We start from the raw sequence: 12,763 nt of genomic DNA, 5'->3' as shown, positions 1-12,763 counted from the left end.
TAGCTCATAAAACCACCAATCAAGCATGACACACCCCAACACATTTAGCATAATAGCGCCCTGTGAATTTTCTTGAGTACTTTATGAGTGACATTTGCGACGCGAACAAATTGAAATACCGATTTCGAGGCTACTTTCCCGTAGTCATTGATGTCGAAACTGCGGGCTTCAACTCTCAAACCGATGCGTTGCTAGAAATTGCCGTCACCCTACTGAAAATGGACAATGAAGGCGTGATAGGAATCGACAAAACCCTACACTTCCACATTGAGCCCTTTGAAGGCGCAAATTTAGAACCCGAAGCGTTAGCATTCAACGGTATTGATCCCACTAATCCGTTACGCGGAGCCGTGAGCGAGAAAGAAGCCTTTTTAGAGATCTTTAAAGCGGTGAAAAAAGCCCAAAAAGCCTCTGACTGCCATCGCAGTATCATAGTGGCGCATAATGCCGCCTTTGATCATGGTTTTGTGAGTAAGGCGATTGAACGTTGCGACTTAAAACGCTCGCCGTTTCATCCTTTTGCTACTTTCGATACTGCTACACTCGCCGGACTTGCCATTGGTCATACCGTTCTTGCCAAAGCATGCATCATGGCGGGCATTCCCTTCGATAATAAAGAAGCCCATTCTGCGCTATATGATACCGAACGTACCGCAGAGCTTTTTTGTCACATAGTGAATCGTTGGAAATCATTAGGCGGCTGGCCGTTACTGGCCGTGGATGAGCAGGATGCACAAAGCGGTACTGAGGCATAAATTTAGCGGTTCACACTAAATCTTAAACAAATAGAAAACAAAAAAGCTGCCATTGGCAGCTTTTTTCATTTAACAGGCAACTGTGATTAGCAAATACTAATTACAGTGAGCTTGCGTTTTCAGACAGGTAAGCAGCAACACCTTCAGTGCTTGCATTCATACCTTTATCGCCTTTTTCCCAGCCAGCAGGACATACATCGCCGTGCTCTTCGTGGAATTGCAGTGCGTCGATCATACGTAGCATTTCATCAACGTTACGGCCTAATGGCAGATCGTTAACGACTTGGTGACGAACCATGCCTTCTTTGTCGATCAGGAATGAACCACGGAAAGCTACACCCGCTTCTGGATGCTCAACATCGTATGCTTTACAGATTTCATGTTTAACGTCAGCCACTAACGTGTACTTAACTTGGCCAATACCGCCTTTTTCAACTGGGGTGTTGCGCCATGCGTTGTGAGTGAACTGAGAATCGATAGACACACCGATCACTTCCACGCCACGCTTAGTGAACTCTTCCATGCGGTGATCAAATGCGATCAACTCTGATGGACAAACGAAAGTGAAGTCAAGTGGATAGAAGAATACGACTGCTGGTTTGCCTTTGATGGCAGCAGTTAAGTTGAAGCTATCAACGATTTCGCCAGAACCTAATACAGCTGCAGCAGTAAAATCAGGAGCCTGACGGCCTACTAATACGCTCATTTTATATCTCCATCTATGAGTTGAACTAAGTGTAAGGCAAGATGCCCTTTCGCCAGTATGCTCTCCTCAACCTAGGTCGAGTTAAATCCTTACCGATTAAAAGGTGTTCTTACCAATCAAATCCTTAGGCATTATAAGTCGTGTGCTGTGCCTTACAACCTATTTAAGACCAATATCACATTTTTCAAGGGCATTTCCGTTTTGCCTGACTAAGGATAGAGCAATCTGCGTATCCTGTGTGCGGAGCAATCCACATTCGGCTAACAGACAAAACCCAGCATGATCACATTTTCAGATATTTTTCAGATAAGCCCTCGGCAAACTGGACATCGACAGCCTTTGCAGTCAAAAATAGCGTCTTTGGCTTAAAGAATTAAGAAAATTGACTATGAATGCAGTCGTTATTGCAGTGTGCTTAATGTTGGCACTCAGTTTAGCTAGGGTGAATGTAGTTATCGCCCTCACCGTGAGCGCCCTTGTGGCGGGACTTGTGGGCGGAATGGATCTGCACCAAACCATAGATGCCTTTAATACGGGCTTAGGTGGCGGCGCGCAAATTGCGCTCAGTTATGCATTATTAGGTGCCTTCGCTGTCGCACTATCGCACTCAGGCTTAACCACGCTGATTTCTAGAAGCATCATTAGTAGCCTTGGACAAGATCCTAATCCCACAAACACTAACTGGGTACGCTGGTTACTGCTGTTATCGCTACTCGTTATGTCGATGGCTTCACAGAATATTTTACCGATCCATATCGCCTTTATTCCGATTTTAGTGCCACCACTCTTACATGTGATGACCAAACTGAACATCGACCGCCGCCTTGTGGCTTGTGTTCTAACCTTCGGCCTAGTCACCACCTATATGATTTTACCGATTGGTTTTGGTGGCATTTTCTTAAATGATATTCTGCTTTCCAACTTAACCAGCAATGGCTTAGCCGCTGCTCGTGAGCAAATTCCGCCAGCCATGTTAATCCCTGCCGCGGGTATGGTCGTAGGGTTACTCACTGCAGTATTCATCAGTTACCGTAAACCTCGGACTTACGACGAGGCAAAAGTGTTGGTCGCTGAACCTGAAGAAAATCTCAACAAACGCAATATCATCATTGCTGCACTAGCAATATTAGCCACTCTCGTCGTACAACTCGAAACTGACTCTATGATTTTTGGTGCCTTAGTCGGCTTCATGATTTTCAGTTTTTCGGGTGCCTTGAAGCATGTCGCCGACCAAGATATCTTCAACCAAGGTGTGCGAATGATGGCCAATATCGGCTTTATCATGATTTCAGCCGCAGGCTTTGCCGCTGTAGTGAAAGAAACCGGTGAAGTGGGTACGCTTGTGGCCTCGCTTAGTGAGATTATTGGGGATAATAAAGCCCTCGCAGCCTTTTTGATGCTACTGGTTGGGCTACTGATCACTATGGGAATTGGTTCGTCTTTCTCCACCATTCCAATTATCGCGACGATATATGTACCATTGGCATTGAGTTTTGGTTTTTCAGTAGCGGCCACAATCGCGTTAGTTGGCACTGCAGCCGCGCTGGGTGATGCGGGCTCGCCAGCATCAGATTCCACCTTAGGTCCCACTGCAGGTTTGAATGCCGATGGTCAACATGATCACATTCGTGACAGCGTGATACCAACATTTATCCACTACAATATTCCACTATTAGTGTTTGGTTGGATTGCAGCAATGGTGTTGTAAGTGTTATCGCAGATGTTTACATTACCGTATTAGAAAGTAACAACAGCGCGGCATTCTCCGCGCTGTTTTTTATCTCGGGTATTCACTTTATTGCGGGCAGCTGGTTAACTCACTGATTCACTCGATAACTCACGTAATAACTCACGTAATAATGAACGTGATAATTAAGGTGTCGGGTCAAGTTTGCGACTTCCTTGCTTATTCTTTTTATCCTCATATAACGCTTTATCCGCCGCTTGTAGCACTGCCTCAAAGGAAGCATAATCTTGCGAATCAGCCACACCGCAGGAGACTGTCAGCACATTTAAAAACTGCCGCTCTGCGACCGCCTGACGTAAATGTTCAGCCAACAATAAGGCCCGTTCAAAAGTACAATTAGCCAAGATGACGACAAACTCATCACCGCCGGTTCTGATTAACAAATCATTTTCTCGAAATACACTGCGCATCGCATCAACAATTTGCATGATCGCCATATCCCCGAGTGTATGCCCATAGGTATCATTAATGGTTTTGATTTTGTCGCCATCCACGCAGATCACCGCATAATGCCCCTTAGTCGCGACATCAAACAGTGTGGTCTCATAGACTTTCTTATTATAGGTTCGAGTAAAAGCATCCAATAACATCGCTTCACTAAACCGTTGGCGCTCAGTATGAAGTTTCCTAAAACGATTGATATTAATTTGAACAAAGAAGATCACGATAGATAACAAAAACCACAGGGGTAAATTCCACACAATGAAACGAAATATACTGATTTTATATGTCAGTGAAGTCATGTTATCTAAATGATTTGTCATCGAATAAAACAAGAACTCCGGCGTCAGTTCAGCCCAAAGGCTATCTGTCGTGATCACCAACTCAGTACCATAATCCGTTTTCTGCAATTCAACATGTTTATTACGCATAAAAACCGACGTCATTAGGGCCGTGTCAGCAATAACATCACCGATGAAATGATTAGGATCATTAGATGATGAAATCGGTGATGCCATCGATAAAATGACTTTCCCACTAACTTCATCTTGATAAGGAATGGATAATACGATTCCATCGGCTAAGGACTCTGGGGTCGCGTCTTTCGCGCAATAGTGCAGACTCTGACAAAACTCATTCGTTGAAGTACGGTCTTTAATCAGCCGCGCTTTTACGTCCTCAGGAATTGGGGTGGCAAAATACATGGCATCACTGCGATAAAGTCCCACATACAGGAATATATCTTCGGCATTGGTCTTTTTACTGGAATAGAGATAATCAAAGTAGCGTAAGACTTGTTCTTCTTCTGCGGAAAGCACTCCCCCTTGCGGCAGCATTAATCTGGAAGGGTCAAGTTGAAAAAGCGCTAAAGAGGATTTATTGAAATCAATAATATCGTGCAGAGATAAGCTTTTACCGAGCAGTTCAATATAACTCGGTGTAAGTTGCTCATTTTTTACAAAAGACACAAAGGATTTATGCTCTCTATCGATTTTAATCGGTAATAGAATAAGTAGGAGTACGACAAACAAGAGGGTCGCAAATTCAAATGATCGACGCAATAATAACCAGTTGAGAGCCGAATTTCCCATAATTCCTCTTAATCCCTGTTCTACCGACAATGTACCTTGCACAAAACGTAAACTGCGATCAATAACATTGCAAAATAAGCCAATAAAAACAACTTCAATAGATAATTATTATTTAGCTTATTCTAAACTTTAGCAGCTTAAGATAAAGTTGTTATTTCTGTATTGAACAAAAACAAAAAGGGAGCCTAGGCTCCCTTACTGACCACATCCGCTCAATTGAGCATCAGCAACTCAGATTATTTAGCAACTTTGGCTATTTAGTACCAAAGATTTTATCGCCCGCATCACCAAGACCAGGCAGGATATAACCTTTCTCGTTTAAGCATCTATCGATAGCGGCAGTATATAATTCGATATCCGGATGCGCCGCTTCTAAGGCTTTAATGCCTTCAGGCGCAGCCACTAGCACTAAGGCCTTAATTGAAGTACAACCGCGCTTTTTCAATAAATCGACGGTCGCAATCATAGAACCACCTGTCGCCAACATAGGGTCGACAACTAAAGCGATACGCTCGTTCATGTCGCTGGCCAGCTTCTCAAAATAAGGCACTGGCTCAAGGGTCTCTTCATCACGGTAAATACCGACAACTGAGATACGCGCACTTGGAATGTGCTCGAGTACGCCGTCCATCATACCCAAACCCGCACGTAAAATTGGCACGACAGTGACTTTTTTACCTTTGATTTGATCGACCTCAACCGGACCATTCCAGCCTTCAATCGTCACCGTTTCAGTTTCGAAATCTGCGGTAGCTTCATAGGTTAATAAACTACCCACTTCGGCGGCTAGTTCACGGAAACGTTTAGTGCTAATGTCACCTTCGCGCATTAAACCGATTTTGTGACGCACTAAAGGATGTTTAACCTCGACAACTTTCATTTTTCTCTCCTGCTTATTTTTCGGCGTATTATTTTAGGCAAATTTTTCAGATTCTAGTTGATTTGTTTACTAGGTAAAACAGAAAGTTTTGCCATTCGGTCTAATCGTGAGCTATCTCCCAAGAATAATCCCCAATCGTCTAAGATACCTACTGTGATTTACTATTTTGTGATCAAACTTAAGACCTCTAAAAATAGAATATCTCGCATTCAGACCAAAAAAACTCCGCCGAGGGGCATAAATCCAAATCATGACTTTCGACCCCTAGCACAAGCTGGTAGAATACCGCCGCATAAAATCCAATAACGATGTACCCGAGAGGATCCCTCCGTGAGCACACCTACCCCACTGAGCTATAAAGATGCCGGCGTTGATATTGATGCAGGTAATGCACTGGTAAGTAACATTAAAGCAGCCGTTAAACGTACCCGTCGTCCAGAAGTTATGGGCAACTTAGGTGGTTTTGGCGCCCTGTGTGAAATCCCCACTAAATACAAACAACCGGTTTTAGTCTCTGGCACCGATGGTGTTGGGACTAAATTACGTTTAGCTATCGACTATAAAAAACATGACACTGTCGGCATAGACTTAGTCGCCATGTGTGTGAACGATCTGATCGTCCAAGGCGCTGAGCCACTGTTTTTCCTCGATTACTACGCAACAGGCAAACTCGATGTTGAAACGGCAACGTCCGTCGTCAATGGCATCGGCGAAGGTTGTTTCCAATCTGGTTGTGCGTTAATTGGCGGTGAAACCGCTGAAATGCCAGGCATGTATGAAGGTGAAGATTACGACCTAGCGGGTTTCTGCGTGGGTGTAGTTGAAAAAGCCGACATTATTGACGGTAGCAAAGTGGCAGCGGGTGATGCACTTATTGCATTAGCCTCAAGCGGCCCTCATTCAAATGGTTACTCTTTAGTACGTAAAGTATTAGAAGTGAGCCAAGCAGACCCTCAACAAGATCTCAACGGCAAACCGCTGATTGAACATCTACTTGAGCCAACCAAAATTTACGTAAAATCATTGCTCAAACTGATTGAAGCATCTGATGTCCATGCGATGGCGCACATTACTGGCGGCGGCTTCTGGGAAAACATCCCGCGCGTACTGCCAGATAATTTAAAAGCGGTTATCCAAGGCGATTCATGGCAATGGCCCGCTGTTTTCAGTTGGTTAATGGAAAATGGCAACATTGCAGAATACGAAATGTATCGCACCTTCAACTGTGGCGTCGGCATGTTAGTCGCGCTGCCAGCCGATAAAGTGGATGCAGCACTTGCATTACTGGCTGCAGAAGGCGAACAAGCATGGCTTATCGGTGCTATCGCACATCGTGAAGGCAATGAAGAGCAAGTGGAGATCCTGTAATGCCCCAGAGCTGTCGTGTAGTTGTATTAATTTCCGGAAATGGCAGTAACCTGCAAGCGGTTATCGACGGTTGCGATGATAATCTGCAGGCCGAAGTTGTCGGAGTCATCAGTAATAAACCCGATGCCTATGGCCTAGTGCGCGCCCATCATGGCGAAATTGATACCAGCTGCGTGATAGCTCACCAAGGTGAATCTCGCTCTGAATACGATGCACGTTTAATGACAGTGATTGAAAAGTATCAGCCCGATTTAATCGTGTTGGCGGGATTTATGCGGATCTTAACTGATGATTTCGTGAATCATTACCTAGGTCGCATGATCAATATTCATCCTTCGCTGCTACCTAAATATACTGGCTTAAACACCCATCAACGTGCCATAGACGCGAACGATAGCGAACATGGTGCTAGCGTGCATTTTGTCACGCCTGAGCTGGATGCAGGCCCAGTGATATTACAGGCCAAAGTGCCTGTTTATGAAGACGATACCGCTGATATGCTCGCCGCCCGCGTGCATGAGCAAGAACATGCCATTTATCCGCTCGTGGTGAAATGGTTTAGTCAGCAACGTCTTAACATGCAAAATGGCCAAGCCTATCTCGATGGCAACCTTATCGGCCCAAGCGGTTACGCGCCCGATTAGTTCCACTTGACCGTAAGTTGTACCAATCAAAAAAATAGAGACCTTCGGGTCTCTATTTTTTTAACTATTTTCAACAAAAGCATTGTTTTCTGAGGCAATGTGGCATTAGATAACTTAACGAAAAAGTGATTTTTGATCGGCATGACAAGAGACTATTAGATGAAAAATATTATCTGCGATATCGATGGTGTACTACTGCACGACAATAAACTGATCCCCGGCAGCGACAAATTTATCCAGCGCATTTTAGAGCAAGGCAATCCGTTAGTGATATTGACTAACTATCCCGTACAAACGGGTAAGGATCTTCAAAACCGTTTAAGTGCCGCCGGTATTGATATTCCTGAAGAATGCTTTTACACCTCTGCCATGGCCACCGCCGACTTTTTAAAACACCAAGAAGGCAGCAAGGCCTATGTCATTGGCGAAGGCGCCCTCACCCACGAACTCTACAAAGCAGGCTTTACCATTACCGATATTAACCCCGATTTTGTGATTGTCGGTGAAACCCGCTCCTACAACTGGGAGATGATCCATAAAGCGGCAGGCTTCATCGCACGCGGCGCGCGCTTTATTGCCACTAACCCCGATACTCACGGTCCAGCCTACAGCCCTGCTTGTGGTGCACTCTGCTCACCCATCGAACGTATTACCGGTAAGAAACCTTTCTACGTGGGCAAACCGAGTGCTTGGATTATTCGCTCTGCACTTAATCATATCGATGGGCACTCGGAAGACACTGTCATCATAGGCGACAATATGCGTACCGATATTTTGGCGGGCTTCCAAGCAGGGCTTGAAACCATTCTGGTCACCAGTGGCGTGAGTAAGCTTGAAGATATCGACAAAGAACCCTTCCGCCCGAACCATGTGTTTGCCTGCGCTGGCGATATAGACGTTGTTTAAACAGATGTCTAATCCTACGTCTAGCAATTCATCCTTCCCAGTCGTTTAAACATTACCCATGCAACACGCCAAGCCCAAAGGCGTATTGCATAGGGTAAAGCAACATTAAGTAACACATTCACCTGCCGCTCAGCCTTGTGGCTCACCGCGGCTTGCTTCATGATAAGTCTCGCTTCTGATTGATTAACATAAATCTAAAATACCTTAATTAAAACAACAGTAGGATTAACCTATGCGACGTCTGTATCCACTCTGTGCGCTGGCCATGCTCAGTGCCTGTAGTCCTAATGCACCAGAGCCTGATGGCAACAGCACTTTGGCTGAACTCAAACCAGTACAGTTTAATGAAGCGCGCTTTAGAAATGATATTAAAGCCCTGTCATCCGATGAATTTGAAGGCCGCGCGCCCACCACTCACGGTGAAAAACTCACCTTGGATTATTTGACCAAAGCCTTTACAGAGATGGGACTCAAGGGCGCATACAAAGGCAGCTTTTTACAACCAGTGCCTATGGTGAGCTATACAGCAGATGAAGCGCAGCAAGTTACGCTGGCAGGATTACCCTTTAAATACCGAAAAGATCTAGTGCTCAGCAGTCGCCACGATAACGGTGGTATTAGTATTGAGAACGCACCATTAGTCTTCGTCGGCTATGGGGTGAACGCCCCTGAATATGGTTGGAATGATTACCAAGATCTCGACATGAAAGGCAAAATCGCGGTGATCTTAGTGAACGATCCCGGCTTTGCTCGCCCTGACTCGGGTAAATTCAACGGCAAAGCCATGACCTATTACGGCCGTTGGAGCTACAAATTTGAAGAGGCCAGTCGACAAGGCGCACTCGGCGCACTGATTATCCATGATACCGAGCCAGCTTCTTACCCTTGGTCCGTGATAGAAAATAGTTGGACTGGACCACAGCAAGATCTGGTCCTCAGTAAAGCAGAACAAGATAGCCGTATCCAAGTCGAAGGCTGGCTTACATTGGACGCGGCTACACAACTGTTCGATAAAGCCGGTTTATCACTGCCTAATTTAATGGCGCGCGCCGCCGACAGCTCAATCAATTTATCCCTTGAACAAACGGCCAACATCGCCTTTAAAAATAAAGCCGAATACGCAAATAGCTACAATGTGGTCGCCACACTCCCCGGCAGCACACAAGCCGACGAGCAAATCTTGTTTACCGCCCATTGGGATCACATAGGTAAAGACGAGACGAAAACAGGCGATAAAATTTATAACGGCGCCATGGATAATGCCTCGGGCACTGCCGGCATTCTCGAAATCGCCAGACAATTAGCCGACAATGCCAAACAAGGCCATGGTTTAGCGCGCTCGGTCACCTTTATTGCCACCACAGGTGAAGAACAGGGCTTACTCGGTTCGCGCTATTACGCCGCCAATCCACTTTACCCTATCGACAAAACCGTGGCAGTGTTAAACCTCGACAGCACGAATATCTACGGTAAAACCAATGACTTTACCATCGTTGGCAAAGGTAAATCTGAGTTAGAAACCTACCTTATCGATGCGGCGAAACAACAAAACCGCATCGCCATGGGTGAGAAAAATCCCGCTTCGGGCGGTTTCTTCCGCTCAGATCATTTCAGCTTTGCCAAACTTGGCGTGCCAGCGGTATTTGCTGGCGGCGGTAGCAACCCCGTTGACGAAGCCACGGCTGCTTATAAAACCCAGATGCAAGCCACAATGAAGGGCTGTTATCACAATGTCTGCGATGAATATCGTGAAGATTGGGATTTAAGCGGCGCGCTGCAAGACTTGCAAATCTACTACCAAGTCACACGCACATTGGGCAACAGTAAAGATTGGCCGGGATACTATCAAGGCACAGAATTCAATAGCCTGCGCCCAGCCAAAACGACGCTTGTAACGGACGCAAAATAACAGGCTGAGTCAGTGGCTTCTTACGAGAGACAGCTTAGTTAGTCGTCTCTTACTTGGCGCCTGCTAGTCGCACCGGTGAAATAAAGCGCCTCCTCCGCCAGCCAAAGCGCCAAACAAGACCTACAAGCACGTGAACCATTCACGTGCTTTTTTGTTTTCAGCCCACAAAAAATGCCGTTATCGCGAAATATCCATCCTGCCACACAATTCTGAATAGTCTTATGCCATTGGTTGATGTCAAACTCGGCGCATTAATTGATTAAAAATAAAACACTTAAACGGGGCAACTCATTGTTTAAGGTCTTTTTTAGCGGTTTTTCTATCATCGATACTTTTTTAAAACACATTGTGAATTCCCCAAAACCCCTCATGCCAAATCAGATAATAAAAACAAATCATCAAAAATAATGCAAATTAAATGAATTATTCTCAAATAAAATTATTAAACATAAACATCTAAATCAACAAAAACACCAATAAACAGATAAAACGTCAAAAATAGTGTTTGGCAAATACCTAAATTGCTGGCACATTAAACCTCAATTGAGACATCCTCAAATGACAGACAGTGTGGGAGTTGTACTATGTGTTCAATCTTTTCGATTTTAGATATCCAATCTGATGCCAAAGAACTGCGCCAAGTCGCGCTAGAAATGTCTAAGCTAATGCGCCACCGTGGCCCTGACTGGTCAGGTATTTATGCCAGTGATAAGGCAATTCTTGCCCACGAACGTTTAGCGATTGTTGACATTGAACACGGTGCTCAGCCGCTGCTGACTGAAGATGGCAGTTTGATCCTTGCGGTCAACGGCGAAATCTATAACCACAAAGAATTGAAAGCCCAGCTAGGCGATAAGTACAGCTATCAAACCAACTCTGACTGCGAAGTAATCTTGGCGCTGTATCAAGAATACGGCACTGAATTTCTTGATAAATTAAACGGTATCTTCGCCTTTGTGTTATATGACAAAGCCCAAGACAGATACCTTATCGGCCGCGATCACATGGGTATCATCCCGCTATACACAGGTCGTGACGCTGCGGGTAACTTCTATGTTGCCTCCGAAATGAAAGCCTTGATGCCAGTGTGTAAAACGGTAGAAGAATTCTTACCGGGCCAGTATCTGTATTCAAAAGATGGTGAAGCCGTTAAATACTATAGCCGCGATTGGCAAAGCTATGATGCGGTTAAAGATAACCCAGCCAGCCAAGAAGAATTACGTGATGCATTAGAAGCAGCGGTCAAACGCCAATTAATGTCAGACGTGCCCTATGGTGTGTTGCTATCAGGTGGCTTAGATTCATCGATCATTTCTGCCGTGACGCAAACCTTTGCTAAACGCCGCATTGAAGACGATGGCGAAACCAACGCTTGGTGGCCACAGTTGCATTCCTTTGCCGTCGGCCTTGAAGGTGCGCCAGATTTAATCGCCGCCAAAAAGGTCGCCGAAGCGATTGGTACGATTCACCATGAGATCCATTTCACCTTCCAAGAAGGCTTAGATGCGATTAAAGAAGTGATCTATCACTTAGAAACCTACGATGTCACCACCATACGTGCTGCCACGCCAATGTATTTAATGGCACGTAAAATCAAAGCGATGGGCATTAAGATGGTGTTATCGGGTGAAGGTGCTGACGAGCTATTTGGCGGCTATTTATACTTCCATAAAGCGCCAAACGCACAGGCATTCCACGAGGAGTTAGTCCGCAAACTCGATAAGCTGCATCTGTTCGATTGTCTGCGAGCCAACAAAGCCATGGCCGCTTGGGGATTAGAAGCTCGCGTGCCCTTCCTCGATAAAGAGTTTATGGATGTGGCGATGCGCATCAACCCTGAAGCGAAAATGTCTAAGGATGGCCGTATTGAGAAACATATTCTGCGTAAAGCCTTTGAGCACAAATTGCCAAAAGAAGTAGCGTGGCGTCAGAAGGAACAATTCAGTGACGGCGTTGGCTACTCTTGGATTGACGGTTTGAAAGAACAAGCTGCAGCGCGTGTGGATGATTTACAATTGGCGAACGCGAAATTCCGTTTCCCATACAACACGCCAGAAACCAAAGAAGCTTATTTCTATCGCTGCTTCTTTGAGGAACATTATCCACTGAGCGGCGCTGCAGAAACGGTTCCAGGCGGTAAATCCGTCGCCTGTTCAACGCCAGAAGCATTGGCTTGGGACGAAAGCTTACGCGGCATTATCGACCCATCAGGCCGAGCAGTACGCTCTGTACACACCTCAAGTTATTAATAGCCTAACGTTGAAGGACTAAGTTCATAAATTAGGTTAATGAGCTAGATTGATGAACTGGTTAATA

Annotated in this window: 10 protein-coding genes; 7 read left to right on the top strand and 3 right to left on the bottom strand. The window is 45.3% G+C overall.

Annotation, left to right across the window (positions count from 1 at the left end; genetic code table 11):
• Positions 1-83 precede the first annotated feature (83 nt).
• Positions 84-755 carry a ribonuclease T gene (rnt, locus tag L5M17_RS00845; protein WP_006081248.1) on the top strand — a complete coding sequence of 224 codons (672 nt, stop codon included), beginning with the start codon at positions 84-86 and terminating at the stop codon, positions 753-755.
• Positions 756-855: 100 nt separating this feature from the next.
• On the opposite strand, the gene L5M17_RS00840 is transcribed toward rnt, so the two are convergent.
• Positions 856-1,461 (bottom strand): peroxiredoxin C, encoded by a 606-nt coding sequence (locus tag L5M17_RS00840; protein WP_006081247.1) that lies wholly within the window; start codon positions 1,459-1,461, stop codon positions 856-858.
• Between the two features lie 388 nt (positions 1,462-1,849).
• Between L5M17_RS00840 and L5M17_RS00835 the strand changes: the two genes are divergently transcribed.
• Positions 1,850-3,169 carry a Na+/H+ antiporter family protein gene (locus L5M17_RS00835; protein ID WP_113938784.1) on the top strand — a complete coding sequence of 440 codons (1,320 nt, stop codon included), beginning with the start codon at positions 1,850-1,852 and terminating at the stop codon, positions 3,167-3,169.
• Between the two features lie 164 nt (positions 3,170-3,333).
• Here the strand turns inward: L5M17_RS00835 and L5M17_RS00830 are convergent, their stop codons facing one another.
• On the bottom strand, positions 3,334-4,740 hold the full coding sequence (locus L5M17_RS00830; RefSeq protein ID WP_263144567.1) for a GGDEF domain-containing protein: 1,407 nt from the start codon (positions 4,738-4,740) through the stop codon (positions 3,334-3,336).
• Positions 4,741-4,993: 253 nt separating this feature from the next.
• Complete coding sequence (gene upp / locus L5M17_RS00825; protein ID WP_011789711.1) at positions 4,994-5,620, bottom strand: uracil phosphoribosyltransferase; 627 nt, start codon at positions 5,618-5,620, stop codon at positions 4,994-4,996.
• Between the two features lie 330 nt (positions 5,621-5,950).
• Here upp and purM point away from each other — a divergent pair, with 330 nt between their 5' ends.
• From purM to asnB, 5 genes are all read left to right on the top strand, one after another.
• Positions 5,951-6,988 (top strand): phosphoribosylformylglycinamidine cyclo-ligase, encoded by a 1,038-nt coding sequence (gene purM / locus L5M17_RS00820; RefSeq protein WP_113938786.1) that lies wholly within the window; start codon positions 5,951-5,953, stop codon positions 6,986-6,988.
• Entirely contained in the window at positions 6,988-7,632 is a 645-nt protein-coding gene (gene purN / locus L5M17_RS00815) for a phosphoribosylglycinamide formyltransferase (protein WP_028760357.1), read from the top strand. The genes purM and purN overlap by 1 nt, the downstream gene beginning before the upstream one ends.
• A 159-nt stretch (positions 7,633-7,791) precedes the next feature.
• Positions 7,792-8,538 carry an HAD-IIA family hydrolase gene (locus L5M17_RS00810; RefSeq protein ID WP_028760358.1) on the top strand — a complete coding sequence of 249 codons (747 nt, stop codon included), beginning with the start codon at positions 7,792-7,794 and terminating at the stop codon, positions 8,536-8,538.
• 232 nt (positions 8,539-8,770) lie between these two features.
• The gene (locus L5M17_RS00805) at positions 8,771-10,447 is read left to right on the top strand and encodes a M28 family metallopeptidase (protein WP_263144565.1); all 1,677 of its coding nucleotides are present in this window, start codon (positions 8,771-8,773) and stop codon (positions 10,445-10,447) included.
• A 584-nt stretch (positions 10,448-11,031) separates the two neighbouring features.
• Entirely contained in the window at positions 11,032-12,696 is a 1,665-nt protein-coding gene (gene asnB, locus L5M17_RS00800; protein ID WP_263144563.1) for an asparagine synthase B, read from the top strand.
• Positions 12,697-12,763: the final 67 nt, after the last annotated feature.

It is taken from the genome of Shewanella sp. SW24 (assembly GCF_025653395.1).
GTDB lineage: Bacteria > Pseudomonadota > Gammaproteobacteria > Enterobacterales > Shewanellaceae > Shewanella > Shewanella oncorhynchi.
The sequence above is the reverse complement of the archived record's forward strand: the minus strand, read 5'-3'. Positions and strand labels throughout refer to the sequence as shown.